This is a genomic window from Agrobacterium sp. CNPSo 3708 (assembly GCF_028674915.1).
Lineage (GTDB): Bacteria > Pseudomonadota > Alphaproteobacteria > Rhizobiales > Rhizobiaceae > Agrobacterium > Agrobacterium cavarae.
The window spans coordinates 509,259-535,826 of record NZ_JAQZSF010000002.1; the positions used below are offsets into that span (position 1 = coordinate 509,259).

Annotated in this window: 27 protein-coding genes; 12 read left to right on the plus strand and 15 right to left on the minus strand. The window is 57.2% G+C overall.

Features of this window, described 5'->3' with window-relative positions; all coding sequences use genetic code 11:
* Position 1 precedes the first annotated feature (1 nt).
* The gene (locus tag PVA19_RS05310) at positions 2-1,030 is read left to right on the plus strand and encodes a sensor histidine kinase (RefSeq protein ID WP_062424081.1); all 1,029 of its coding nucleotides are present in this window, start codon (positions 2-4) and stop codon (positions 1,028-1,030) included.
* Positions 1,031-1,050: 20 nt separating this feature from the next.
* On the opposite strand, the gene PVA19_RS05315 is transcribed toward PVA19_RS05310, so the two are convergent.
* The 3 genes from PVA19_RS05315 to PVA19_RS05325 form a co-directional block, all read right to left on the minus strand.
* Complete coding sequence (locus PVA19_RS05315; RefSeq protein ID WP_111847036.1) at positions 1,051-1,797, minus strand: L,D-transpeptidase; 747 nt, start codon at positions 1,795-1,797, stop codon at positions 1,051-1,053.
* A 122-nt stretch (positions 1,798-1,919) separates the two neighbouring features.
* Positions 1,920-2,924, minus strand: coding sequence for a L,D-transpeptidase family protein (locus PVA19_RS05320; RefSeq protein ID WP_274101846.1), 1,005 nt, complete (start codon positions 2,922-2,924; stop codon positions 1,920-1,922).
* A 204-nt stretch (positions 2,925-3,128) separates the two neighbouring features.
* Positions 3,129-3,908, minus strand: coding sequence for an SDR family oxidoreductase (locus tag PVA19_RS05325; protein ID WP_274101460.1), 780 nt, complete (start codon positions 3,906-3,908; stop codon positions 3,129-3,131).
* 110 nt (positions 3,909-4,018) lie between these two features.
* On the opposite strand from PVA19_RS05325, the gene PVA19_RS05330 reads away from it, so the two are divergent.
* Positions 4,019-4,573 carry a DNA-3-methyladenine glycosylase gene (locus tag PVA19_RS05330; RefSeq protein WP_274101461.1) on the plus strand — a complete coding sequence of 185 codons (555 nt, stop codon included), beginning with the start codon at positions 4,019-4,021 and terminating at the stop codon, positions 4,571-4,573.
* Here PVA19_RS05330 and PVA19_RS05335 read toward each other — a convergent pair.
* The 5 genes from PVA19_RS05335 to queC form a co-directional block, all read right to left on the minus strand.
* Positions 4,570-4,725 (minus strand): hypothetical protein, encoded by a 156-nt coding sequence (locus PVA19_RS05335; RefSeq protein WP_274101463.1) that lies wholly within the window; start codon positions 4,723-4,725, stop codon positions 4,570-4,572. The two genes, PVA19_RS05330 and PVA19_RS05335, sit on opposite strands and share 4 nt — an antisense overlap.
* A gap of 163 nt (positions 4,726-4,888) precedes the next feature.
* Entirely contained in the window at positions 4,889-5,080 is a 192-nt protein-coding gene (locus PVA19_RS05340; RefSeq protein WP_062424077.1) for a hypothetical protein, read from the minus strand.
* Between the two features lie 254 nt (positions 5,081-5,334).
* The gene (gene queE, locus PVA19_RS05345) at positions 5,335-6,084 is read right to left on the minus strand and encodes a 7-carboxy-7-deazaguanine synthase QueE (RefSeq protein ID WP_274101465.1); all 750 of its coding nucleotides are present in this window, start codon (positions 6,082-6,084) and stop codon (positions 5,335-5,337) included.
* A complete protein-coding gene (gene queD / locus PVA19_RS05350) occupies positions 6,081-6,449 on the minus strand; it encodes a 6-carboxytetrahydropterin synthase QueD (protein WP_274101466.1) in 369 nt (122 codons plus the stop codon). The genes queE and queD overlap by 4 nt, the downstream gene beginning before the upstream one ends.
* Positions 6,449-7,159 (minus strand): 7-cyano-7-deazaguanine synthase QueC, encoded by a 711-nt coding sequence (gene queC / locus PVA19_RS05355; protein ID WP_112357850.1) that lies wholly within the window; start codon positions 7,157-7,159, stop codon positions 6,449-6,451. Before queC ends, queD begins: the two co-directional genes overlap by 1 nt.
* 213 nt (positions 7,160-7,372) lie before the next feature.
* Between queC and PVA19_RS05360 the strand changes: the two genes are divergently transcribed.
* From PVA19_RS05360 to PVA19_RS05370, 3 genes are all read left to right on the plus strand, one after another.
* Complete coding sequence (locus PVA19_RS05360; RefSeq protein WP_062424073.1) at positions 7,373-7,897, plus strand: RNA polymerase sigma factor; 525 nt, start codon at positions 7,373-7,375, stop codon at positions 7,895-7,897.
* A complete protein-coding gene (locus PVA19_RS05365) occupies positions 7,894-8,844 on the plus strand; it encodes a FecR family protein (RefSeq protein ID WP_274101467.1) in 951 nt (316 codons plus the stop codon). The genes PVA19_RS05360 and PVA19_RS05365 overlap by 4 nt, the downstream gene beginning before the upstream one ends.
* Positions 8,845-8,934: 90 nt before the next feature.
* Positions 8,935-11,427, plus strand: coding sequence for a TonB-dependent receptor (locus tag PVA19_RS05370; protein WP_274101468.1), 2,493 nt, complete (start codon positions 8,935-8,937; stop codon positions 11,425-11,427).
* Between the two features lie 84 nt (positions 11,428-11,511).
* Here the strand turns inward: PVA19_RS05370 and PVA19_RS05375 are convergent, their stop codons facing one another.
* On the minus strand, positions 11,512-11,979 hold the full coding sequence (locus tag PVA19_RS05375) for a MarR family winged helix-turn-helix transcriptional regulator (RefSeq protein ID WP_113265368.1): 468 nt from the start codon (positions 11,977-11,979) through the stop codon (positions 11,512-11,514).
* Between the two features lie 140 nt (positions 11,980-12,119).
* Here PVA19_RS05375 and PVA19_RS05380 point away from each other — a divergent pair, with 140 nt between their 5' ends.
* Positions 12,120-12,902, plus strand: coding sequence for an alpha/beta fold hydrolase (locus PVA19_RS05380; protein WP_443111621.1), 783 nt, complete (start codon positions 12,120-12,122; stop codon positions 12,900-12,902).
* Between the two features lie 101 nt (positions 12,903-13,003).
* On the opposite strand, the gene PVA19_RS05385 is transcribed toward PVA19_RS05380, so the two are convergent.
* From PVA19_RS05385 to PVA19_RS05410, 6 genes are all read right to left on the minus strand, one after another.
* Positions 13,004-14,137, minus strand: coding sequence for a Gfo/Idh/MocA family protein (locus tag PVA19_RS05385; RefSeq protein ID WP_274101469.1), 1,134 nt, complete (start codon positions 14,135-14,137; stop codon positions 13,004-13,006).
* A 122-nt stretch (positions 14,138-14,259) separates the two neighbouring features.
* Entirely contained in the window at positions 14,260-15,021 is a 762-nt protein-coding gene (locus tag PVA19_RS05390; RefSeq protein ID WP_274101470.1) for a sugar phosphate isomerase/epimerase family protein, read from the minus strand.
* 43 nt (positions 15,022-15,064) lie between these two features.
* Positions 15,065-16,153: an ABC transporter ATP-binding protein gene (locus PVA19_RS05395; RefSeq protein ID WP_274101472.1), complete on the minus strand. Its 1,089-nt coding sequence runs from the start codon at positions 16,151-16,153 to the stop codon at positions 15,065-15,067.
* A gap of 4 nt (positions 16,154-16,157) precedes the next feature.
* On the minus strand, positions 16,158-17,099 hold the full coding sequence (locus PVA19_RS05400; protein WP_062424066.1) for a carbohydrate ABC transporter permease: 942 nt from the start codon (positions 17,097-17,099) through the stop codon (positions 16,158-16,160).
* Positions 17,092-17,994, minus strand: a complete 903-nt coding sequence (locus tag PVA19_RS05405; RefSeq protein WP_062424065.1) for a carbohydrate ABC transporter permease — start codon at positions 17,992-17,994, stop codon at positions 17,092-17,094. The genes PVA19_RS05400 and PVA19_RS05405 overlap by 8 nt, the downstream gene beginning before the upstream one ends.
* A 137-nt stretch (positions 17,995-18,131) precedes the next feature.
* Positions 18,132-19,367: an ABC transporter substrate-binding protein gene (locus PVA19_RS05410; RefSeq protein ID WP_113226333.1), complete on the minus strand. Its 1,236-nt coding sequence runs from the start codon at positions 19,365-19,367 to the stop codon at positions 18,132-18,134.
* Positions 19,368-20,022: 655 nt separating this feature from the next.
* Between PVA19_RS05410 and PVA19_RS05415 the strand changes: the two genes are divergently transcribed.
* From PVA19_RS05415 to PVA19_RS05440, 6 genes are all read left to right on the plus strand, one after another.
* Complete coding sequence (locus PVA19_RS05415; RefSeq protein ID WP_274101473.1) at positions 20,023-21,153, plus strand: HD-GYP domain-containing protein; 1,131 nt, start codon at positions 20,023-20,025, stop codon at positions 21,151-21,153.
* Positions 21,150-21,461, plus strand: a complete 312-nt coding sequence (locus tag PVA19_RS05420; protein ID WP_062441850.1) for an STAS domain-containing protein — start codon at positions 21,150-21,152, stop codon at positions 21,459-21,461. The genes PVA19_RS05415 and PVA19_RS05420 overlap by 4 nt, the downstream gene beginning before the upstream one ends.
* A complete protein-coding gene (locus PVA19_RS05425; RefSeq protein WP_113175918.1) occupies positions 21,462-21,830 on the plus strand; it encodes a response regulator in 369 nt (122 codons plus the stop codon). It begins immediately after the preceding gene.
* A complete protein-coding gene (locus PVA19_RS05430) occupies positions 21,827-23,824 on the plus strand; it encodes a chemotaxis protein CheA (protein ID WP_274101474.1) in 1,998 nt (665 codons plus the stop codon). The genes PVA19_RS05425 and PVA19_RS05430 overlap by 4 nt, the downstream gene beginning before the upstream one ends.
* Positions 23,821-24,363: a chemotaxis protein CheW gene (locus PVA19_RS05435; protein WP_112952921.1), complete on the plus strand. Its 543-nt coding sequence runs from the start codon at positions 23,821-23,823 to the stop codon at positions 24,361-24,363. Before PVA19_RS05430 ends, PVA19_RS05435 begins: the two co-directional genes overlap by 4 nt.
* Before the next feature lie 173 nt (positions 24,364-24,536).
* On the plus strand, positions 24,537-26,354 hold the full coding sequence (locus PVA19_RS05440; RefSeq protein ID WP_274101475.1) for a methyl-accepting chemotaxis protein: 1,818 nt from the start codon (positions 24,537-24,539) through the stop codon (positions 26,352-26,354).
* Positions 26,355-26,568: the final 214 nt, after the last annotated feature.

Consider the following 26,568-nt stretch of genomic DNA (forward strand, 5'->3'; position numbering starts at 1 on the left):
GGTGCATATACTTTATGTCGATGATGATCCCACTGTCGCGCGGCTCGCTACACGCGTGTTGGGTCGGCACGGCGTTCAGGTCGACCATGCACCGTCCGTCGTCCTTGGGCTTGAGAAATTCAATGCCGGGACATTCGACGCCGTGGTGCTGGACCATTATTTTGTAACCGGCACCGGCCTGCAATTCCTTAATGCCATCGGCGACCGCAGCCGCGATACGCCCGTTCTTTATGTCACCGGCGCAAGCGAGGCACAGATCGCAATCGACGCATTGAAGGCGGGCGCTGCGGACTACGTCATCAAGACGGTCGCCGACGATTTCTTCCCACTGCTTCTGACCTCCATCGAGCAGGTCTGCGCCAATTTCCAGCTTCGCAAGGAGAAGGAAGAGGCGGAGCGTCTTCTCGTGCGCGCCAAGGAACGCGCCGAGCTGATGGCAAAAGAGATGAACCATCGCATCGCCAACAGCCTTTCGCTGGTCTCGGCAATGATCCGCATGCAGATGATCGCGGCCTCCAGCGAAGAGGCGCGCACTGTTCTATCGGAAACGCAGAACCGAATTTCGGCCATCGCCGGCGTCCATCGCAGTCTTTATACCGCCGACAATATGGGTGTGGTGGACCTTGACGCTTATCTCTCTTCCATCATCAACGAGCTGGCGAAATCCGGCCCGGATAATGAGCGCATTCGCATCAAGACAGACATGGAGACGATCAGCGCGGCCCCCGACCAGGCGGTGGCACTCGGCGTGATCGTGACCGAACTTACGACGAACTCGTTGAAATACGCCTACCCCACCAGTGATGGCGATATCCGCATCTCGCTCAAAATTCGCGAGGGCAAGCTGCAACTAACAGTCGAAGATGACGGTGTAGGGATGGGAAGCAAGCCGAAGCCGCAAGGCACCGGGCTTGGCACAAAGCTCATCTCTGCCATGGCCCAGAGCCTGAAGGCGACGGTCGAGCAGAGCAGCGTTCAGGCGCATTCCGGAACACGCATCTGCGTGGAATGGGAAGCGCCGCCTGCCTGATACGGCGACGCTCTTTTCACTTAGTAAGTACCCGGCAAACCAGCAACGATCTGCGGCGCAGGCGCACCAGCCATCACCTGTGACGGCGGAGCAAGCGACGTTACAACGATCGGGGTGCCGTCAGGCACACGATTGTAGAGGTCGACAATATCCTGGTTCATCAGGCGGACGCAGCCGGACGAAACGGATTTGCCGATCGTCCACCATTCCGGCGAACCATGCAGTCGGTAGATCGTATCGCGGCCGTCCTTGAAGATGTAAAGCGCGCGTGCTCCAAGCGGGTTCATCAGACCCGGGGCCATACCCCCGTTCGCGGAGCTGTAAGGCGCAAGTTCCGGCTGGCGCGCGATCATCTCATCGGGCGGCGTCCAGCGCGGCCATTGGCGCTTATACTGAATGACACCCCTGCCCGCCCACTCAAAGCCGGCACGCCCCAGGCCCACACCATAACGCATCGCCTGGTTGTTTTCATAGGTGAGGTAGAGGAAGTGGTTAGCCGTGTCGACAACGATGGTTCCGGGCCGTTCGCCGGTCGGGTTCTCGACCATCTGGCGGTAAAATTGCGGATCGATTTTCTGGTACGGGATCGCCGGCAGCGGGAACTGCTCGTCCGGCTTCGGTCCGTAGACCTCGGCATAATAAGGATCGACTCTGGGGCGTGTTTCTACCGTCTCGCGCGGCGTGGTGGTGCATCCTGCCAGTGCCGTCAGGGCCAGTCCGCCGGTGCCGAACAGAAAGCTTCGGCGTGTCGTTTCATGCTTATTCAATCCAAATCCTCATCAACTGGAGCGCCGTGCGTCCCATTGGACGGCCAAAAGACACTCCACCTTCTTAAATCCATGCATCGTGCCTGCCGAAATCGGTTCCGATGTTCAGGCCGGTGCCATCGTCATCGTGCTCCGGAAAACGGGTCGGCGAGCGCTGCTTCCGGGCGGCTGATCGGATACTTCGTGCCGGAAACACGACCCGCCATGTCCTTTGCACCGCTGTTCTTCAAAATAGCGCGGAAGCTTGGATGCATCCCGCCATCGACATAAGCGTTCATGACGCTTGAAGTTCCACCGGCCATGGCAACATCGAGCTTCTGCTTCTCGACGTCGAGCCGCGAGGCCACTTGCGGGTCAAGTTGATTGACAGCGGGTGGGCAGGCTGCCAGCGGATCGGCCGGCTCGCCACCGGCAAATTCCGTGTTGAACACGTAGCGGCGACCGCAGACCGAGACCTTTGGCTGACGGCGAGTGACTTCGAAATAGTCGTAGCCATCCTTCAGCGTCCGCCAGAAGGGGAAGTTCGGATCATTCTTGTAAGCCGCCATGTTCTTCGCCGTCATGCGGAACGGATAGGCCTGAACCTGGAAGCGATCCTGGCCGCCCTTCAAGGCACGCTCGACGATCGCATAGATCTCGCCAATCTGCGCATCCGTCATGGCGTAGCAGCCAGACGAAGAACAGGCGCCATGCACCATCAGCGCTTCACCCGTATAGCCGAGCGCCGATTCAAGCCGGTTCGGATAGCCGAGGTTGAAAGAGACATAATATTGCGAGTTCGGGTTCAGCATGCTGGAGGAGACATGGTAGAAACCTTCAGGCGCCTGTCGATCCCCGCTCTTGGTTTTGGGACCAAGCTTGCCGGACCACCGGCACATCGGATAGGCCTTGAACAGGGCGTAGTTACCGGTCTTGTCAACCTTCCAGACTTCCAGCTCGCTTTCCTGCTTGAAAATCCTCACAAGCACGGGGCTTTCCGGCTTCATGCCCTTGGCAGACATGGCGGCAGCAACCTTGGAGGATAATTTAGGCGGCTCTTTCGACGCGCTGTCGAACCCCATGGACGTACAGGCAGCAAGCGACGCACACAGCCCAACGACAGCTGCGGCGCGCGCCGATGCGATCATGATGTCTCGAAGCTTCGTCGCTACGAAACCCGATTTTGCCGAAGTGCTCATGGAACGTCTTGCCCGTCTCTTTGTCGCGTGACTAACTAAAGAAGGTGACCACATGACGGCAATCACCCGAATGGACAAAGAGTCGTGAATTTCCGTTACGAGTCCGTTAATCATAGACACACAACGACGTGAGCGCGACGAATGGCAGTCCTTCTATCGCAAAAGTCCCTGACCGCCATCGATCCAGACCGGCGTACCGGTGATGTGACGCGACTTGTCGCTCGCCAGAAACGCTACGAGATCGGCGACGTCCTCGCTCAGACCCGCCTCCCCGCCCGTGATGGGGATGTCGCCCTCCGGCCATTCGACCGGAATTTCCGTTTCATCGGAGCTACGGATATCGGTGTTGTCGTCGATCTTCGTCTCGATTGCGCCTGGACAGATCGCGTTGACACGGATTTTGTACTGGCCAAGCTCAAGCGCCAGTTGCTGCGCCATCGCAAGCTGCCCTGCCTTAGTGGCTGAGTAGGCAGTGGCGCCCGGCGACGTGAAGGTGCGTGTGCCGTTGATGGATGAGATGATAACGATCGATCCGCCACCGGCAGCCTTCAGATGCGGCACCGTCTTATGGAGGGTCATGTAGGTGCCCCGAAGATTGACGGTCATGGTCTTGTCCCACTCTTCCGGTTTCAGATCATCGATCGGAGCCCATACGCCGTTGATGCCGGCATTCGCCACCACAACGTCCAACCGTCCATATTTTTCAGCAAGCCGGGTGACGGCCTCATCCATTGCAGCCTCGTCCGCGACGTCGGCAACCAACGTCAGCGCCTCGCCGCCATCCTTCTCGATATCGGCAACGAGCTTTTCCAGTTCATCGGCAGTATGCCCGAGCGCACCGATGGCATATCCATCCTTGGCAAGAGCAAGGGCGGAGGCACGACCAATGCCGGATCCCGCGCCGGTGACGAGTGCAACTTTTTCCTGCGCCATTGGCGGTCTCCTATTGATGGCAGTAGCGTTTAGCCAGAACGAGTGGCTTATTCACTAAACTGGATAAAATACGGGTTGTTCCCGGCGCCTGCGCGCGTCACCATGCCGGGATGAACAAGGATTTCTTCGATAGGGATGCGGTGGTCGTTGCCAGGGCAATGATCGGGATGGAATTTCGCTTTCACAACACCGGCGGCATCATCGTTGAGACAGAGGCCTATCGACCTGACGACCCCGCCTCACACAGCTTCAACGGGCCAACGTTGCGCAATCGCGTCATGTTTGGTGCGCCAGGACACCTCTACGTCTACCGCTCCTATGGAATTCATTGGTGCGCCAACATCGTGTGCACCTCTGGCTCGGCGGTCTTGATCCGCGCGCTTGAACCTCAAACGGGCGTGGACCTGATGAAGATGAGACGCGGAACTGATGTGTTGCGGAACCTATGCTCCGGTCCGGGCAAACTCTGCCAAGCGCTCGCGATCACAGGCGACGCCGATGGAATGTCTGTGTTTGAGCAACCGGTCCTCCTCCGTCCAAGTGAGACCGATCCAGAGATCGTCGCCGGGCCGCGCATCGGCATTACGAAGGCTGTGGACCTGCCGTGGCGTTTCGGCGCCAATGGCTCACTGCATCTCAGCAAGCCGTTCAGTCGTCCAGCCTAAACCACCATCGGTGGCTCATCGTTCTCATCGGGGTTGGGATTGGGCGCCTCGTCCGGCAGGCGGTCGGGCTCTGGCTCCTGGATTGGAGGGACTTCAGGCTGCGGCGGGATTAGCGGCGTCGTGGGATCTGGCTCTGTCGGGACAATACCCATCGCGTCTTATCTCCAAATGTGTGCGGGCAGCTGGTCTCCAGAAATCGCCTTCCGGTCCACTGTGTTCGCCGGATCGGTCCATTCTCAAGACCAAACTGCCCGCTCTCCTGACATGACGTTGTAACGTCCTAGTCCGTGGAAGGGTTGCCCGCTTTTTTCAAACTCAAACAAATCCAAGTGAGCTGCGCGCGATCTCGCGCTGATCGCCATAATCGCGCGTATGGGCGTCATGGCCATATTCGTGCGCCGCATTGGTCAACTGCAACTCGGGAACCTGAAGCAAGGCATCGGCATAGGTGCCGGTCTCCTCGTCATTCTCAACAATCGTGTGAATTGGCTTCAAAAAATCGAACATGGCTTCCTCCCATTCGAAGTTTCAACCTAACGCATCAGCCGACGCTACGTTCCTCCTCATAGCGGCAAACCATGTCCGTTAGGTACCAACTTTACTACACTTTAATTTGACGAATCGTTATGACGCAGACGCGCATTGTAGCGATCGCGACGTGAAGCCGGCTCCATCTTATGCCTTCTGTCAGCACGCTCGCGGTTCTGGCTTATCGGGATGACGAGACCGCGAGATCCAGTTACCGATTTGCGCGCCACGCGTTAGACGCCGCGGCGATTGCCCCACAGCAAAACGTGAAGCTGAGGCAGCACGCGCGCTTCGAACCAGCGCTCCGATGCGACCTTTTCCACCAGCCACAACATGCGATCCATAATGCCGTCAACATCGACGCGCGCATCATCGTCATCGGGTGGTGGCGGGGTGTGGTTGCCGGGCTGAAGATATACCGGAAGGGAGGGAAAGCGCGAGGCGGCTTCGCGCGCATAGGCAAAATCGGCGTCGTCGAAAACGACGACCTTCAGCGCAAGCTGGGGTTCCGTTCCGGCGGCCCCCAGACAGTTCTCGAAGGCCTGCCAGTCCGTCTCCATGCCGCTGGAGGGTGGCTTGGGGCTGAGCACGAGATAATCCAGATCGGCAAACCAGTCCTTGCAGATGCTTCCTTGCGTCTCGAGCGCGAAGCGGTATCCCTCGCGCTTACCTTTCTGGATCAGCGGTCCAAGTGGTTGGATCGCAGGATTGCCGCCGGACAACGAAACGGTGATCGGCTTGCCGCCAGACAGCCTAACGACCTCCGCCCAGATCGCCTCGACGGAGAGCGGCTTCCAGTCATCCCGATAGTCGCTATCCACCGCATGCAGTGTATCGCACCAGGAACAGCGATAATCGCAGCCGCCGGTGCGAACGAAGACAGTCGGTAGACCGATCAGCAGCCCCTCGCCCTGAATGGTCGGACCGAAGATTTCGCTGACCCGGATCGGCGGGTCGCGCGGCGCATCAACAGCCGCACTCATCGCGCAGCCGCCGGCCGGTACTCTGCCCATGTCTTGGCGGTCTCGCTGACGCGCACTGCACTCGTCTCGGGAAGCCGACCCTTGCACCAATCGTAGAAATGCTGCGCCAGCCGTTCCGCGGTCACCATGTCATGGCCGAGAACATCGTTCAGATGCCGGTGGTCGAAGCAGTCGTCGATATAGCGCTTCAGCGGCGCGAGCTCGTGGTAATCGCGAATGAAGCCGTGCTCGTTCAATGCCTCGCCGGAAAGCTCCACCTCGACGATGTAGTTGTGGCCATGCAGCCGCGCACATTGATGATCGGCGGGCAGGCCTTTGAGTTGATGCGAGGCGGAGAAGTGAAATTCCTTGGTGATGCGAAACATCAACGCACCTCCCGCGCCGCATAGGCACTGGTGGCCGCCGCCCAAAAATCCGGGTCTTCGTAATCGGTAGGGTCAGCCACGCCAGCCAGATGAAAGGCCTCGCGCCGCTCGACGCAGGTGCCACATCGCCCACAATGGCGCTCGCCGCCCTTATAGCAAGACCAGGTTTCGCCAAAGGGTGTGTCGTGCTTTGCCCCATCGGTGACGATATCCGCCTTGGAGACCATGACGTAAGGTGCGTAAAGCTCTACCTTGGCATAGCCCTCCAGCGCATGGGCCTGCATGGTGTTGAAGCTATCGATAAAGCCCGGACGGCAATCCGGATAGATGAAGTGATCGCCGCCATGAACGGCAATCGCCACCGCATCCGCCTGCTGCGCAGCCGCCAGACCAAAGGCAATGGTGAGCATGATGGCATTGCGGTTCGGCACCACGGTGGAGCGCATGGTCTCTTCCGCATAGTGCCCATCCGGCACCTCGACATCGTCGGTCAAAGCCGAGCCGGTGAGATGAGCGCCGATGGTGCGAATGTCGATGATGTGATGCGGCACACCAAGGCGGGCGGCACAGGCACCTGCATAGTCCAGCTCTTTTCTGTGGCGCTGACCATAATCGAAAGACAGCAGAGCAAGAAGTTCGTGTTCCGCTGCAATTCTATGCGCAAGCGAAACGGAGTCCAATCCGCCGGAGCAGATGACGATCGTTTTCATAATTTGAGATCCCTTGTTTTGACCGGGTGGGCTGCGACCGGATTACCGCTGGGCTTCTAGAGCAAAGGGCGAGGCTTGTGAAGACGTAAAAGCCTGGTGAATCGCTCCAAAGGTGAACAACAAAATAACATGATATTTTTAGTCATATTTAATTGCCGATGCGTCATTTCCGTTCTATGAGAGCGCAACTCAGCGAATAGTCGGATACCACCCATGTGGAGCAAACCTGCTTCTCAGTCTCAGATCAACGCAGCAATGGAAGCCTATTACGACGACCTTTGCCGCGCTATGCGCAAGCGAGGACACACGCCTCTCGGTTCGCAGGATATAGTTCACGATATTTATGTGCGGCTGATGGGGAAACCGCGACTGCCGGAAAACCAGTCGGCAGTAAAAGCATTCCTCATTCGCGCCTGCATCAATCTGGGCATAGACCACTTCAGAAGGGCAAACTTCGAAAAGCGACTGTTCGCTGGTAACTCCGAAGAGGCCGCGACTGTAGCGGACGCTTGCCAGAGCGCTGAAGACACCGCGGACATTGGCCTGAGGCTCGTCATTCTGGAACAGGCAATCATGGAGTTGTCTTTACAGCGTCGCCGGGTGTTTCTCGCAAGTGCAGTCGGAGGACTGACATCGACTGAGATCTCTAAGAAGAGCGGACTTACGAAGAATATGGTCGATCGTCATTTGCGAAAGGCTTATTTGCACTGCCTCCAAAGACTGGAGCCGACACTTTGACGGATCGCACAGATCTTACGGGCAATGCCGAAGAGGGGGCAATTGATTGGCTTCTGGAATTGCGAGACCGGCCCAACGACGAAGAGTTGAAAAAGGATTTCGACGCCTGGTTAGCCAGAGACCAGAGCAATGCGAAAGCCTATGAACGTGTGCGTTGTCTCGTAGGCGATGCGAAGCGGCTCTCGGCGGCGCAAAGCGACTTTGGATTTCCTCTTCCGTCCAAGCCACCTTCGAAGACGGTTCTCCCCTCCATCATTGTCATGACTGGGATAGCTGCGGGCTCGTATCTTTACATGTCGGATGCGCTGATAACCTTACGGGCGGATCACGTCACGGACGTTGCTCAGCGAGCATCCTTCAGAGCCCCTGACGGTTCCAATCTCGTGCTGAACGCTGACTCAGCGATAGCGTTTCAGTTTTCGCAACACGAACGGCGTGTCATTTTGATGCGCGGCGAGATGCTTGTCGACGTTACGCCAGACCCGACAAGACCCTTCGTCGTCGAGGCCGACGGTGCGACCGTGACAGCTTTGGGCACAGCCTTCGACGTCAACATGCTGGAGAGCGAAACAAGGGTTGCTGTCATCAGACACAGTGTCGCTGTGCGCCTTAACGATGAGCATCAGGTGAAAGTCGTCAAGGAGAACGAGGGCGTTAATTTTGCCTCAGCCTCCGGAATTAGCGAGACCTTTCCTGTCGACTCAAAGTCCGTCACTGAATGGGAAAGCGGCAGGTTGGTATTCGACGAGCAGCCTCTTCCAGACGTTATCGAGACCGTCGGTAGGTACTTGCCGGGAAAGATCCTGGTCGCAAACCGCGAACTGCGTAGCAAAATAGTCTCTGGGACCCTCGATATGAGCGACCCTCACAAGGCTCTTCAGTCTTTCGCCAAAGCGTTTGATATCAAGCTGTTGGAGCTCACGCCCTACCTCACGATCCTGCGCTGATATCGCCAGAAAAAAATCTTAAAAAGATGTCCCAAATACTCATGTTCATTCGTACCGGGGATGAAAACATCCAATATCCGGAGACTCCCCATGGACCGTGGACACCTGAATATTCGACCGGGACGTCGAAGCTATATCTTGCCGACGTTGCTTATTGGTTTTGCGCTTGGGAGTGGGTGCAATGCCTTTGCAGAGCCAGCGAAGCTGGATGCGTTTGACATTCCAGCAGGTTCTCTTAGCTCGGCGATCAACCGCCTAGGCTCTCAATCGGGGCTGCAAATTCTTTTCGATTCTTCGATTACGACAGGCAAGACGAGCCCGGAGATCAAAGGGCAGATGGACGTGCGTCATGCGCTTGAAGCGCTATTGTCGGGCAAGGGATTGGCCTATCGATACATCTCTGTGGATACTATCAAGATCGAGCCGGCATCGGAGCCAGTCCAGCCTCCACCAGACGGAGCTACCACACTTAAAACAATTGTGATCAGAGGTAGGGAGTTCAACGAAAGTGCGCCGGGCAATGCCGCATTTGACTCAGCCGATATCGAACGTTCCCAAGCTAGTACGCTTCCCCAATTGTTGCAAAGGACACCTGGGGTGGCGACCGCGGGCGGCGTAAGATTGCAAGGACAGACAACGGTGATACGCGGGTTTGCGAGACCATCAGATACCAGGGTGTTGCTGGACGGTGCTCCGAAAAATTTCGAACTTTACGATCAGGGTTCCATTTTCATAGAGCCGGAAATCCTCAAGAGCGTCGAACTTCAGAAGGGTGCAACATCGGTTCGCTACGGAAATGGCGGTTTCGGCGGCACCATTCTGATGGAAACGAAGACAGCAAAGGACATGCTGAAGCCCGGCCAAAGCTTTGGAGGATGGACGAAAGGAAGCTACCACACCGCCAATAATCAGCGAACAGGGAGTGTCATGGTCTATGGGCAATCAGATTTCGACACGCCAGTAACCTATGACGGGCTGATGTCTGGAACCTGGCGCAAGAGCGGCAATATGCGCGTGGGCGGCGGAGAGGTTTATGACGCATCAAATGACCGGCTCACAACATTCACCGCCAATGGCGGCGCTGCTTACGAAGGTCACGAAATCCGCGCTTCCCTCACCTACGGACGCTCCGATGATTGGGGGCCAGTGGCAGCCGTTCGTGGCGATCTTGCCGTGAGTCAGTCCAGTATCGATCGGTACGGAAGGCAACAGGCACGACTGCGTGCGTTGGCTGCTCGCGATCTAGATGATTTTTCGGCCACGCTCAAATACCGCTATGACGGCGAAAGCGACCTCGTGAATTTCAAAGCAATGGCAAGCTTTTCTTCCACGAGCCTCCATCGCACGCGGCCCATCATCCCGGGATTTACACCCAGCGCCTCGCTTGGCGGCCAAGAGAATGACGCCCAATACTCCGACATCAAGTTTGAGGCAGAGAACACGTCCAGGCTAGAAATACTGAATGCTCCGCACGTCTTGAACTATGGCATCCAGATCGGCATGCATGATCGTGACGCATGGATGTACGACGTCGCGAACAGCAGCAATCCAAGCTACAACTACGGCTACTATGCGTCCTGGATCGTGCCTGAAGGCACACAGACATCGATCTCAGCCTTCATTCGTGATGAAGTCGAAGTCACGGATGGCTTCTTCATCACTCCGGGACTTCGCTTCGACCACGTGAGAATGGAAGGCAAACCGAATGCCGCTCCGAGATACAACAACCCCTTGGCGGGACATGATTACTCGGCGGTTTCCTACAATGGCTTCACCCCAGCCCTGAGCGGCCGTTGGGAAGCGACGCCTTCCACAACACTTTTTCTCGACTGGGCTTACGCGATGCGAACCCCCATTATCGATGAACTCTATTCGTCGCAAAGCATTGCAACGAAAGCATCTGCAACATCAAGAGATCTTCTTCCGGAACGCAATAACTCCTTCAATGTGGGTGTGTCGCAGGAGTTTTACGATGTGTGGAGTTCGGGGGATACTCTCACCACCTCGGTATCGGGTTTTTACAATCACGTTACCGATCCCGTCACCAGACGATTTGGTAGTGCCAATCTGGCAAATGTGACAGGTCCTGTGCCCTTCTATTGGAACACGCCATCCTATCGTATCTACGGCGTTGAAGTGAAGGCGAATTATGAATCGGACACCGTGTTCGGCAGCCTCGGTCTTTCCATCATGAATGGCTCACGCAAGGGCGCGATCAACGACATTTACGGCGGCAAAACTTATCCAGGCGATATGGCTCCGCTTACTGTGAATGCTTCGCTAGGTTATCGAATTCCAGACTCCGAACTGTCACTGCGCTGGACCGGCCAGTTTGTCGCCGAACAGAAGCACACACCTTACTATCAAGGTACCGGGTACTTTTACGCGAGGCCTGAAAGTGGAGGCTATGCCGTCCACGGACTTCTCCTGGAATGGACACCTAAGGAAGGGTTTATGGCAGGAACGGAAGTCAGAGCAGGCGTCGAAAACATCTTTGATAAGTTTTACAGCCCTTATCTCGCCGACGGCGTATCGGCGATGGCGGGCAGAAACTTCACGCTTTCGGTCAGCCGAAAGTTCTAAATACATACCAAGGGACCGGGCACGCATCCCCAACTGGGATGCGATCCACCATTACCGTTCATCCAGCCAGCATGTCTGACAAATTCACGCAGGCTCGTCCCACCCGCCAATCTGCGAATAGATGGCGTTTCGTAGGCCTCGCACGTCGCGGTTCAGTGCCGCGAGCGCTTCTGGCGTTTGGGTCGACGCCGCCAGCAGCGTATCGCTCAGGCACCCCGCCTTGTGCTGCAGCGCCCTGCCCGCATCGGTCAATGCGATAACGACCTGGCGTTCATTGCTGACGTTTCGCGTTCTTTGTAGCAGGCCCGACGCTTCCAGACGTTTGAGAAGCGGAGTGAGGGTGCTGGATTCGAGCGCCAGCGAGGCCGCGATGGCACCGACCGTCTGCTCGTCTTTGCTCCATAGAACGTTGAGCACGAGGTACTGAGGATATGTCACGCCCAGTTCATCGAGAAGCGGCTTGTACGCGCGCTGGATCGCGATGCCTGCACTGTAGATCGCGTAGCACAGCTGGTCGCTAAGAGGCGGGGGATCATTCCTTTTGGTGGCCATGTCGAACTCCTTTCCCTTTATATACAGGGCGTTACGACAAAGACCAATATCGCGATAAATAATATCTTGACGATCCCGAAAATCCATGTGAGTTTATTGTTATCGCAATAATAGTTATTGCAACATTTAAGGAGATTACGATGAAGACCTTGACCTCGATCACTGCTATCGCCGCCGCCTTTGTAACCACAGCATCTGCCCATGCCGCAGACGTCATTCCTGAGAACCAGATCGTCAGGAATGTTGTTCTGGTTCATGGCGCCTTCGCCGATGGCGCCGGCTGGAGAGGCGTTTATGAAGACCTGACAAAACGCGGCTACCGCGTCAGCATTGTCCAGAATCCATTGACCTCACTGGAAGACGACGTTGCCTCAACCAGGCGGGTGCTGGACCGACAGGATGGTCCGACAATCCTGGTCGGGCACTCCTGGGGAGGCACGGTCATCACTGAGGCCGGCATCGATCCCAAAGTGGCGGGCCTGGTCTATGTCTCGGCCCTTTCGCCAGACGCTGGCGAAACCACGGCCCAACAGTATGAGGGCTTTGCACCGGCAACGGAATTCGTCTTGGACATCACCAAGGACGGGTACGGTTATGTTAACCGCGATAAGTTCAAGGCGGGGTTTGCTCATGATGTGAGCGATCAGGAAGTCGCCTTCATGCGCGACTCTCAGGTGCCGGTCAACATGTCTGCATTTGCCACAAAGTTGAATAACGCCGCCTGGCGCAGCAAGCCCAGCTGGGCTGTGATCGCCACGGAAGACAAGGCCTTCGATCAGGCGATGCTGATCCATATGGCCGAGCGCATCAACGCGAAGATCACGAAGGTTTCGGCGAGCCATGCGCTGTTCATGACCCAGCCGGAGGTCGTGTCCGACACGATCGACCAGGCGGCGAAGGCGGTTTCCGCCAAGCAGAAGTAAGGCAAAATGAAACAGCCAACGGGGGCGCAGTCGCGACCCCGGTGGCAGTCATTTTCTCGCAATTCCGTGTCAGCGACACGGGCACTTCAGTGCCGCCGATGTTATCGCAGCAGAGACTGCGCTTCTTCGATGCCGAGCGCTGCCGGCTGGGTGCAGGTAGTTGTCAGCTCGATGAAGCGGCCTTCTTCGCCGGATTTCAGGATCGAGGTCATGACGTCGATGCCGTGAAGCGAGCGCTCCAGTGAGCAGCGGGCGTCCCGGCCTTCGATCAGAGCCATCACCATATCGGCAAGGCCGGCGGTGCGATAATTGGCGCGCGGACCGTTAGGGCTTTCCTGATTGGAAATGCCGAAGGGATGCGCCCAGTCTTCTAGCGGCTTGATGTCCTTGTCGCGGCCGCTGGCCTCGACCACGCCGCCAAAGAAGTTGGGGTCGGGCACGTAGATGGAGCCCTCGGTGCCGTAAAGCTCCATATTGGCGTGACGGTGCGACCAGACATCCCAGCTGGCAGACAGCGTGATGGTCGCGCCATTGACGAATTCGAGCAGCGCGTGGATGTTCGTGGGCGTCTCGACCGGAATAATCTGGCCGTTAAGCGGCTGGCTCGTCACGGTGCGGGTCGGGTTTGCCATGGAGGTCAAGGCGCCGACGCGCTTCACCGGACCGATGAGGTTGATCAGGTTGGCGATATAGTAGGGGCCGAGATCGAGGATCGGACCGCCACCCTTCAGGAAGAAAAAGCCGGGATTGGGGTGCCACATCTCCATACCGGGGCTCATCACATGGCAGGTGCCCGAGGTGATGCGACCGACGCCGCCTTCGTCAATGTGCTTGCGAGCCAACTGGTGCGCGCCGCCAAGGAAAGTGTCGGGCGCGCACCCGACGGCGAGGTTCTTTTCCTTCGCAATGCGACGAAGTTCCTCGCCCTCTTCCAGGCTGAGCACAAGCGGCTTTTCCGAATAGACGTGCTTTCCGGCTTCCAAGATCGCCTTGGAGACTTCGAAATGCGCTGCCGGAATGGTGAGGTTGACGACAACGTCGATCTCGTCATTCGCGAGCAGTTCCTCGATGGACTGCGCCTTTACGCCGAACTCTTCCGCACGCAGCTCTGCGGCGCTTCTGTTCAAGTCTGCGCAGGCCAGCACCTTCAGCCCATTAAAGAGCGGAGATAGCGAGAAGTATGTGGTTGAAATATTGCCGCATCCGATGATGCCGACGCCAAGTTCCTTGGCCATGATGGGTAACTCCGAAGTGGTCTAGATGATGGTGTCCGGCCAACCGAGTGTGAGCTTCGTTGGCCGGACACGCGTGAAAATAGAACGGTGATTGCGGCGAACCGGCGCTCACCGCAATGGTGTCAGTAGGTCTTGAAGGATTCGATGGAGCGCGTGATCAGGCGATCAGCGTCGCTTGGATTGTCATGCTCGACCACATAGTATTTCACGGCTGTGTTCTTCAAGGCAGCAACAAGACCCTTCCAGTCGACTGTGCCGTGCCCGACATCCGACCAGCCGTCTTCATTCTTGTTTTCGCCGGACGGAGCAATGTCCTTGACGTGGACTGCGGTGATGCGCTTGCCGTAGCTTTCGATCCAGGCAAAAGGATCGGCATTTCCGCGGATAATCCAGGCGATATCAGCTTCCCATTCGAGATCTGGGCCACCTGCAAGGATCTGCTCCTGTGGCGTGGAGCCGTCTTCCAAGGTCGCGAACTCGAAGTCGTGGTTGTGCCAACCGAAAGAAATGCCGGCATCGCGATAGGGCTTGCCTGCCTCCTGCAGTCGCTTGCCGAGGGCAAACCAGCCGGCGGCATCGCTGGGGCGCTGATCAGGCATGAGATAGGGGCAATAGATCGCCTCGATACCAAGCGTCTTGGCGACCTTTAGCGACTGCTCGCGATCATTTTCCAGCATGTCTAGACCGAAATGGCCCGTCGGCATGGTGAGACCATTGGCATCCAGATCGGCGCGGAGGCCCTTGAGTGCTGCCTCATCCATATTGGCATAGATCCCGCCAAAACCTTCGACATGGGAATAGCCTGCTGCAGACAGCTTCTTGAGAATATCGGAAAGCGGCGGGAAATTGCGCGCACTGTAGAGTTGAAAGCCGAGTTTGGTCATATGTCTCTCCTGACATTTGGCTCGAATGATGAAGATGAGAGGGTCAGATGCGGTCTTCCGTGCCCGCATCGAAAAGGGATGCCATGGTCATGTCGAAACCGAGCTTGACCCTGGTACCGGGCGCAAAACGCCTGTGGCCGCCGACGCGCACCGATATCGTATGGCCTGCATGCTTCAGCCAGATGAGGTTATCAGCACCCATCGGTTCTTCGATGTCGACTACGGCCTCATGCACCTCGCCGCTGATGATATCGGCGTCCACACGAATATGTTCGGGGCGAACGCCGAGAACCGCAGGCTTGCCGGCAGTCAGAGGCGCCAGGGCCTGATAACCGTCGAGGCTCAAGCTCACGCCATTGGTCACGAAGACGACCTTGCCGTCTTTTTCCGCCAATTCGCCACGCAGGAAGTTCATCGACGGCGAGCCGATGAAGCCTGCGACGAAGAGGTTCTTCGGACGGTTATAGATCGAGACCGGATCATCGAGCTGCTGGATGACGCCGGCTTTCATGATGGCAATACGGTCGGCCAAGGTTAGGGCTTCGATCTGGTCGTGCGTCACATAGATCATCGTGTTCTTCAGCGCCTGGTGCAGGCGCTTGATTTCCACACGCAGTTCGGAGCGGAGCTTGGCGTCGAGGTTGGAGAGCGGTTCGTCGAAGAGGAACACATCCACGTCGCGCACCAATGCACGGCCAATCGCCACACGCTGGCGCTGACCGCCGGAAAGTTCGGCAGGCTTGCGCTTCAAAAGAGGCTCGATCTGCAAAATGCCCGCGGCTCTTTTGACGCGACGATCGATCTCGTCCTTCGGCACTTTCGCAACCTGAAGGCCGAAGGACAGGTTCTTCTCCACCGTCATCTGCGGATAGAGCGCATAGGATTGGAAGACCATGCCGATGCCACGATCCTTGGGCTCTTCCCAGGTGACGTTGCGATCCTTGATGAAGATCTGGCCTTCGGTCGGCTCCAGAAGTCCGGCGATGCAATTGAGCAGAGTGGACTTGCCGCAGCCCGACGAGCCAAGAAGAACGAGAAACTCGCCATCATAGATATCGAGATTGAGCGTGGACAGCACGTTGACCGCGCCGAACGACAGAGACAAATCCCGAATGGAAACGCTTTTATTCATGAACTTACCCTTTGACTGCGCCTGCGGCGATGCCGCGCACAAAAAGTCGGCCTGAAACGAAGTAAACGAAAAGAGGAACGGCACCCGTCAGCAGCGTTGCAGCCATGTTGACGTTGTATTCCTTCACGCCCTGAACCGAGTTGACGATGTTGTTCAGCTGAACGGTCATCGGATAGTATTCAGGCCTTGTGAACACGACGCCGAACAGGAAGTCGTTCCAGATGCCCGTGACCTGAAGGATCATGGCGACGACGAAGATCGGCATCGACATGGGCAGCATGATGCGGAAATAGATCTGCCAGAAATTGGCGCCGTCGATGCGCGCAGCTTTAAAGAGCTCTTCCGGCAGCCCTGCGAAATAGTTGCGGAACAGCAGGGTCAGGATGGGCATGCCGAAAATGGTATGAACCATGATGAGGCCCGTCAGCGTGCCATAAATGCCCATTTCACGCAGCACGATGACGATCGGATAGATCATCACCTGATAGGGAATGAAGGCACCAATGATCAGGACCGAGAAGAAGAACTCAGAACCCTTGAACTTCCAGTTCGCCAGCGCATAGCCACTGATCGAGGCAATCAGGATCGAGACGATGGTGGACGGGATCATAATGCGCACGGAATTCCAGAAGCCGCGTGAAAGCCCGTCGCAATTAAGCCCGGTGCAGGCATTCGCCCAGGCCTTGACCCACGGCTCGAAGGTGATTTCCACCGGCGGCGCGAAGATGTTGCCGAGTCGGATCTCCGGCATGCCCTTCAGCGACGTCACGACCATGACGTAGAGCGGCAGGAGATAGTAGAGCGCTGCGACGATCAGCGTGCCGTAAAGGATGATGTTACGTCGCGACAGTCTCTTGCGGGGTTTACGGCCGCGAGGTCCGCTCAATTGATCCGAGACGGCATCTGCACCGGCAGCGACGGTGTTGAGAGTGCTGATGTTAGCCACGCTTGCGCCCTCCGAATTCGAGATAGGCCCATGGAACGATGATGATGGCGACGGTGAGCAGCATCATGGTGGAGGCGGCAAAGCCCTGCCCCAGGTTCTGCGCCTGGAACATGTAGTCATAGACATATTTCGCCGGCACTTCCGAGGCGATGCCGGGACCGCCACTCGTCTGCGCCACGACGAGGTCGTAGACCTTGACGATGCCGCTGGCGATAATGACAAGCGTCGTGATGAAGACGGGCCGCATCATCGGAATGACGATGAGCAGGTAGGTCTTCCACATGGGAATGCCGTCCACCCGCGCCGCCTTCCAGATATCCTCGTCGATGCCGCGAAGCCCTGCGAGCATGAGGCACATGACGAGGCCCGTGCCCTGCCAGAGCGCTGCGATCAGGATGCCGTAGATCACGATCTGCGAATTATAGAGCGGATCGAAGGTGAAGCTTTCCCAGCCGAGCGAACGCACGACCGACTGAATGCCGAATTCCGGGTTGAGCAGCCACTGCCAGACGAGGCCCGTCACGATGAAGGACAGAGCAAAGGGATAAAGGAAGATCGTTCTGAACGTATTTTCGAACCGGATTTTCTGGTCCATCAGTGCGGCCAGCAGAAAGCCGATCACCAGGCTGAAGATCAGGGACAGGATGCCGTAAATGGCAAGGTTCTGGATCGATATGATCCAGCGTGGTGCGGCCCACAGACGCTCATACTGATCAAAGCCGACAAAGGTCGTCCTTGGCAGGAGCTTGGAGTTGGTAAAGGAATAAACGACAGTCCAGATCGTGCCGCCCAGGAAAATGACCATGGAGGTCAAGATCAGGGGGATGGAAGCAATCTTCGAGTTCAGATTGCGAAACAGCTGGTTTGGACGTCCAGAATGGCTCTTTACGGCCATATGCCCTCCTATCAATCGTTGCTCCGGACATCTGTTGAGCAATATCCGAAAGATATCTCGACGAGCGCTTGCCTGCGCACTCATGAGGTTTCGCGTCATCGGCGGGATTTCGCCCGCCGATGACTTGCGATTGATAATCAGTCCGCCGAAGAGATGATGTCAGCGAAGCGCTTCTGCGCCTGCTCAGCGGTCAGCGATTCATTGGCGAAGAACTCCGCCATCAGATCTTCCTTCTGCTTCTGCGAGTCGGCAGAAATCAGCTGGTCGGTGCTGGTGAGGGCGTTGCCCTTGGCGAGAATGGCAAGACCCTTCTTCATGCAGTCGTTCGCCGCATTGAGATCGACGTCCCCGCGGATCGGCAGCGAGCCCTTCTTCAGGTTGAAAGCAACCTGGGTCTTCGGATCGACGATGGTTTCGGCCAGCACTTCCTGCGCCTTGGACTTGGCTTCGTCCTTCAAGAGCGGAAAGTAGAAGGCATCGCCACCGGTCGTCAGATATTCGTTGAGACCAAGACCCGGCAGGCAGGAATAATCCGTGCCGGCCTTTTGACCCGCCAGCTGGAACTCGCCCTGCGCCCAGTCACCCATGACCTGGCCGCCGGCCTTGCCGGTGATGACCATGTTGGTGGCCTGGTTCCAGTCCTGAACATTGGAGCCCTTGGCAAGTTTGCGGGCGGCATCGGCGGCAGCAAAAATCTTCGCCATTTCCGGTCCGGCTGCAGCTTCCGCATCCTTGTCCTTGTAAACCTTCTCGTAGAGATCCTTGCCGCCGAGTGACAGAACAAGCGTATCGAACAGGCCGTTCGCCTGCCATGCCTGACCACCAAGCGCCAGAGGCTGGATACCGGCCTTCTGCAACGCAGGACCAGCCGCAATAAACTCATTCCAGTTCTTCGGAACCTCGACGCCGGCCTTCTTGAAGGCCGCATTGGAAAGCCACAGCCACTGCCAGGAGTGGATGTTGACCGGCGCGCAGTAGATCTTGCCGTCGATGGTGCAGCTGTCGAGCAGGCTTGCCGGCTTGATCACATCTTTCCAGTTGCCCTTCGTGGCAACGTCGGTAAGATCGCGCATCAAACCGGCCTGAACAAGCTCTTCAGCCTGGCGTCCGTGGTTGAACTGCGTGGCACCCATGGGATCGCCGCCGGTGATGCGGCTGATCATGATCGGGCGGGCAGTGCCGCCGGAACCCGCAATCGCGCCATCCACCCACTTGTTTCCGGTTGCGTCAAATGCCTTGGCAAGCTCGGCCACGGCAGCAGCTTCGCCGCCCGATGTCCACCAATGCGTTACTTCAAGATCCGTCGCTGCGGCTATACCCGCCGGCAGCATAACACTTGCCGCCAAAGCGGTCAGGATAGAACGAATGCGCATGAGTCTCCTCCCTCACTGAAACGTTGCCGTAAGACCGTATGCGAATCATATTGGTTGCGCAACTGGGCAAGATGCGAAATTTTAACTTTCTAAAAATGCAATTATATTCAATTATTTAACTCGAAAATGACTGGATGAATCAGCAGGATTTGGGAGGAATGAGGCTTCCTTCGCCGGGGAGCCTACGTTTTCCCCCACTCGTCGCTGAACGCAAAAACTTCATAGGCCACGTCAAACATTAAAATATATAAATAAATAAAAAATCGCTTTCAATATTAAATATTACTCATGTATATTTGACGTTCCGCTTGGTCCTTTTTCACTTCGTACATTTTTTACTAGACTGGCGTAGACGCATATTCCTTATATTAAATACAGACTCATCCTATTCTATTTATTGATCTTTTTCTTTTAGAAATAAAAAACCATGGCGCCCGAGTTTTAACGCGCCCTTAACCATCGTTCTATTAAATAGATTTTCGACAACCGTGGCCCGATTGCGTGTTCTAACGACATTTTCGGCCTGCATGCGGCGGTCACAATGGGCGCATGACGCAAGCCCGGTTTTCCAAATGTCCTCATCATCATGAACGCCCGCTTCGGCCTCAAAACCGAAGAACGGAATGCTGTTCCCTGTCGAAGGCCTGGAGCCACGGTGAAGGTAGTACTCGTAGACGATAGCCGATCGGCACTCTTTGCTCTTCAATCATCGTTGAGCAACATTGAAGGTATTGAAATTATTACATTTATGGTGCCGAAAGAGGCGCTGACCTATTGTCTTGAAAATCCTGTCGACCTGCTTTTCATCGACTATATGATGCCGGGCTACACGGGCATCGATGTCATCAAGACGTTGAAACAATCGCCCGACTACGACCTTGTACCGATCGTCATGGTGACAGCGGAGCGTCAGCGCGAAGTCCTGATTGCCGCAATCGAAGCGGGCGCTACCGAGTTCGTATCAAAGCCGTTTGACGCCATCGAGCTTCAGGCGCGCGCCACCAATCTGCTGCAGCTGCGTAAGGCCCATCTCGAAATCTCGCGCCAGGCGACGCGGCTCGAGGAAGAGGTCGCCCACGCGACGCAGGAACTGGTTGCGCGCGAAGAAGAAATCATCTGGCGCCTTGCAAGGGCGATCGAGTTTCGCGATGGCGCAACCGGCGACCACATCTCGCGTGTGGCGAAGATCAGCCAATTGATTGCCGCCGATCTCGGCCTCGACAAAGAAACGTGCCGGATGATCTATCTCGTGGCGCCGCTTCACGATGTCGGCAAGATCGGCATTGCCGACTGCATACTGCAGAAGCCGGGCAAACTCGATGACAACGAAATTGCGGAAATGCGCAAGCACGTGGAGTTCGGCGTCAGCATGCTGGGCGACGGCACATCGCGTCTTCTGCAGATCGCCGAGGCGATCGCAGGTGGCCACCACGAGAAGTGGGATGGCACAGGATACCCGAAGGGCATCAAGGGTACGGATATTCCGCTCGTCGCGAGGATCGTCGCCGTCGCAGATGTCTTCGAAGCGCTGTGCACGCAACGCCCTTACAAAAAGGCGTGGGAGATCGAAGCTGCTCGCAACCACATCCTTGAAAACAGCGGGCTACACTTCGATCCCGACTGCGTCGCGGCATTCGATCGGCAGTGGCCGGCCATCCAGACACTGATGGCAAATGGCAGCAAGGCGCAGGTCGAACCGCCAGCGCTGGCAGCCAGCCTCATCGACACACTTTCCCTTTCTCCCGAAGGGCGCGTTCAAACCGAAAACACCCAGGAAAGCCGATGACCCCTGAAACAGTCACTCTTCCCTCATCCCTGTCGATCAGGGGGATCACCGCGATTCACGAGACCCTGCTTTCCGCATTTCAGGAAAGCAGCGCTGTCGTGCTGGACATACCCGAGGACGCATCCGTCGATCTGAGCTTCGTCCAGCTCGTCGAGTCGTCCCGTCTTTACGCCCGCGAGCAGGGCAAATTCATCACTTTGAAGAAGCCAGCCGGCAAAAGCGTCGTGGAAACGCTGGGACGCGCTGGCTTTCTTGAAAACATGGACGAGGCTTCGCGCCTCTTCTGGCTGCATGGAAAGGACATCTAAATGAGCGCCAACATTCTTACCGTGGACGATTCCGCAAGCATTCGCATGACGACGAAGATCGCCCTCACCAATGCCGGTTACCAAGTAACCGAAGCTGTAGACGGGGCTGACGGACTTGCGAAAGCAAAGGGCGCTCCCTTCGATCTCATCGTCACCGACCTTAACATGCCGAACATGAACGGTCTGGAGATGATCGAGGCGCTGCGCCAGTCGCCAGCCCATACCGGCGTGCCGATCATCTTCCTGACGACCGAATCCGATGCCGACATGAAGGCGCGCGCCAAGGCAGCCGGTGCCACCGGTTGGGTTACCAAGCCTTTCGACCCGGAAAACCTCGTGAAGATTGTCAGAAAGGTACTTGGTAAATGACGCTGCTGGACCCAATTCAGGTTTTCAGGACAGAGGCCGCCGAGCTTTTCGAGCAGATCGAAAGCGGGCTTCTCGACCTCTTGCATGATCTATCCAATCAAAGTCAGATTGATGCCGTGTTTCGCGGTCTGCATACCTTAAAAGGGTCCGGCGCAATGTTCGGCTTCGAGGCACTCGCTGCCTTTACCCATCACTGCGAGACGGCCTTCGACCGTGTTCGCAAGGGCGAAGTTCCTGCCACCAGCGAGTTGATCGCTGCCGTTCTGGAAGCCCAGGACCACATGCGTCGGTTGGTGGACAACCCTGCAACTGCTTTTCCTGAAACCGGCGATCGGTTGCTGGCCAAGTTGCAGGCTGCTGTCGGCGAAGGCTCTGGTAAGAAGGCCGTTGCCCAGTCGGCTCCGAAGGCGACAGCTGCTGTTCCGGCGCCAAAAACCACTGGCGCGACGTGGACGATCACCTTCCGTCTTCCTGAGAACGCGATGGCAAATGGCACCAACCCACTCGGCCTGCTCAACGAGCTGGCTGAGCTTGGCGAATGCATCATCGTCGCCAACACAGGCGCCATCCCTCCTCTTGGAGAAATCGACCCCACGCAGCTTTATCTCGGCTGGTCTGTGACCTTGACGACCGAACAGCCCCGTTCCGCCATCGATGACGTCTTCATCTTCGTCATGGACGATATGGAGCTTGAGATCACGCAGGTGGAGGACACCTCGGCTTCCCAGGAAATCGTGCCCCCGCCGGCACCTGTCGAAGAAGCCGCCAAGGCCAATCCGCAGCTTGTTCAGGCGGCCACCGATGGCAAGCAGGGAAGAGCCGCTGAAAATGTGCGTGTCCCGGCTGAACGGCTCGATGAGTTGATGGACCGCGTCGGCGAGCTTGTTATCGCCCAGTCGCGTCTGTCGCAGCTCGCCAACACCAGCGTCGACATTCACCTTCGTGCCGTCTCCGAGGATGTGGAGCGGCTTTCGGGCGAACTTCGCGACACGATGATGGTGCTTCGCATGGTGCCGATCGCCCAGCTCTTCAGCCGCTTCCGCCGCCTGACGCATGATCTGGCGCGCGAAACCGGCAAGCAGATCGAGCTGATCACCGAGGGCGAAAGCACTGAAGTCGACAAGGCCGTGATCGAACGGCTTGCCGATCCACTCGTCCACCTTGTTCGCAACTCCTGCGATCACGGCCTGGAAACACCGGAAGAGCGCTTAGCCGCGGGTAAGGACCCGGTCGGACATGTTTCACTTGTCGCGCGCCAAACCGGTGGGGATGTCATCATCACCATTAAGGACGACGGTCGTGGCATCAACCGTGAGCGGGTTCGTGCCAAGGCGGAATCCTCAGGGCTCGTGGCCCCGGGCGCAACCCTGACAGATCAAGAACTCCTGCAGATGATCTTCGAGCCAGGCTTCTCGACGGCAGCCCAGGTTACGAACCTTTCCGGCCGCGGCGTCGGCATGGATGTCGTCAAGAAGACGATCGAGGCGCTACGCGGCACGATCAACATCACCAGCGCACCGGGTGCTGGCTCGGAAGTATCGCTCGCCATTCCGCTGACCCTTGCCATCATCGACGGTCTGCTCGTTCGCGTCGGTCATGGCTGCTACGTCATTCCGCTCTCGGCAGTCGAAGAGTGCCTGGAACTGTCTCCGGAAGACGACGTCAAATCTCGCGGTCGCTCGTTCATTTCGCTGCGTGAAAGCCTGGTGCCGTTCATCCGCCTGCGTGAGCTTTTCCAGAGCGGCACGAAGCCGGACCAGTTCCAGAAGGTGGTGGTCATTTCCACCGGGTCGGAACGTGTGGGTCTCGTCGTCGACCAGATCATCGGCGATCACCAGACCGTCATCAAAGCCATGTCCAAGCTGCACCACGATGTTGCGACCTTCTCGGGCGCCACCATTCTTGGAGACGGCAGCGTCGCTCTCATTCTCGACGTCGCACACCTGGTTGCGGCAGGCCAGCAACAGGAGGCGCAGATGCGCATTGCCGGATGAACCAGCCGCTTTTGAAACAGCCCGTGGACTTCTGGGCCGAACGCCAAGACATTGAAGTTCTGACATTTTCGATCGAAGGCGAGACCTTTGCCATCGAGGCCGCACAGGTTCAGGAAATCCTCGACCTTCTGCCCGAAACGGCCGTTCCGGGCGCCAAGGCTTTCGTGTCGAGCGTCATCAATTTTCGCGGCAAGGTCATTCCGCTGGCGGACATCCGTCTCGCCTTCGGCATGCATGCGGCGGAGAAGACCATCGACAGCCGCATCATCGTCATCGAGGTTTCGCTGGAAGGCGAACAGACGCTGGTCGGGCTCAGAACCGACAAGGTCTACGAAGTGACGACCTTTTCCAAGTCCGCCAGCGAGGCGCCACCCAGCGTCGGGATGCGGTGGCGACCCGACTACATCAACTGCCTGATCAAGCGCGGGGCCGAGTTCGTCATCATGCCGAACCTGATCGCTATCTTCTCGGCACAGCGCGAGAGCCTGCCCGGGAAGGTAGGCGCGCAGGGCAATGTCGTGGAACTTGGAAGAGCATGAATTCCGCACCGTCGAAGGGAATCGACGGTTAAGCGAGCGCCGAAAGGTGTGAATCAAACTTTCCATTCGCCCAGCCGGGCGCATGGAAGCAGACGACACGGCACGCCGCAAGAAAAGGGATCTTTCGGCCAGCAAACACCTGATGCGCCTTGCGCGTCACTCACGGGGGCAAAATGCGATTTACGATTAAACTCAAACTGACGCTGGCATTCGGCATTATCCTCACGGTTCTCGCTTCGCTGTCGTTCTACAGCATCACAAGTCTCGGCACAGTGAACGAGGCGATTGGCAATCTGGCCAACGGCCCCGAAAAGAGGCTCCAGTACGCGCTCCAGATCGACCGCAACCTCTCAGAAATCATCCGCCAGCAGAAGAATGCTCTGCTCGAAAAAGACAGCAGTGGTACAGATCGTTACTTGAAGATCTCGGATGATTTGACTGCCACCACACTGGAACTTGCGCGCACGGGATTCTCACAGGCGTCGGCACAAGGCAAGCCTTACTGGGCTGCGGTTGTCGAGAACTTTGAGAAGTTCAGCGGCGAGTCTGTGAAGCTTAAGGATTTGCTATCGGGCGCCGACAGACAGCAGGCGATTGAGTATTCAAACGGACAAATGCGCGCACTCGCCCAGTCCATCGGCACGAATACCAAGGAACTTGTCAGAGTTCAGCTTGAAATCGTCGACACGATGCTGGCCGCCAGCCAGGCGACCTATGAGCAGGTTCGTCTGATCTTGATCATCGCAGTCGCATCGGCAGTTCTCGGAAGCCTGATCATTGCAACCTGGATTGCGCTCGGGATCAACACAGGGTTGCGCAAGATCATGACGGTTGCTGAAGCTGTCGCGGTTGGCGATCTCGACAAGAATGTCGAAATCAAGACCAACGATGAGATCAAGGACCTTGTCGAACGCATCAATGTGATGACGGCCAACCTGCGCAATACGGCCAGTGTGGCAAACCAGATTTCCGACGGCGACCTGACCGTTACGCCAAAACCACTGTCGGACAAGGACACCCTTGGTATCTCGCTCGAAAAGATGGTCGAACGCCTGCGTGGTGTCGTCGGCGACGCGCTTGCCGCAGCGGACAACGTCTCCTCCGGCAGCCAGGAACTGTCGTCGTCTTCCGAGCAGTTGTCGCAGGGTGCAACCGAACAGGCCTCCTCCGCAGAAGAAGCCTCCGCTTCGATGGAAGAAATGGCAGCCAACATCAAGCAGAACGCAGACAACGCAGCCCAGACCGAGAAGATCGCGCGTCAGTCTTCCAAGGATGCCGAGGCCAGCGGTGAAGCGGTTGGCCGTGCTGTGGTCGCCATGCGGACCATCGCCGATAAGATCTCCATCGTTCAGGAAATCGCGCGTCAGACCGACCTTCTGGCACTGAACGCTGCTGTCGAAGCCGCACGCGCCGGTGAACATGGCAAGGGCTTTGCCGTCGTCGCCTCCGAAGTGCGCAAGCTGGCAGAACGCAGCCAGGCGGCCGCCGCTGAAATCTCTTCGCTTTCCGGCGAGACGGTTCAGGTTGCGACCGAAGCCGGCGAGATGCTGAACCGTCTGGTTCCAGATATCCGCAAGACGGCAGAACTGGTCTCGGAAATCTCTGCCGCATGCCGCGAGCAGGATATCGGTGCCAGCCAGATCAACGAGGCGATCCAGCAGCTCGACAAGGTGACGCAGCAGAACTCCGGTGCTTCCGAAGAGATGTCCGCCACCTCGGAAGAACTGGCCGCACAGGCCGAAGAGCTTCAGGCCAGCATCGCCTTCTTCAAGGTCGAGCGTGCCAATACAAACGGTCGCCCCGCCCCGGCTCGCGCAGCGGCTGCCTCGGTTGCGCACCGTCCTGCGGCGAAATCTGCTGCTCCGGTTCGTCGCCCTGCCCCGTCGCAACCCGTCCACGCCCAGCAGGCCCGCGCTAACGGCTTCGCACTCGACATGTCGATGGGCGGCCCCCTCTGTAAATGCTCCACCAACACGATCTCCGTCACATAGCGCCGCAAATTTGTTGACCGGCGGAATGAGACAACCTCCCAAGGATTACACCAAGATGCGATTTACGATTAAGCTCAAACTTGCACTTGCCTTCGCGCTCATCATCCTGCTGTCAGCGGGCATGGCTGGAATGGCCATCACACAGCTTGCCTCGCTAAACGGCGCTGTGACGGATATCGTTCAGGGACCGGCCACCAATCTGCGTAATTCAAGC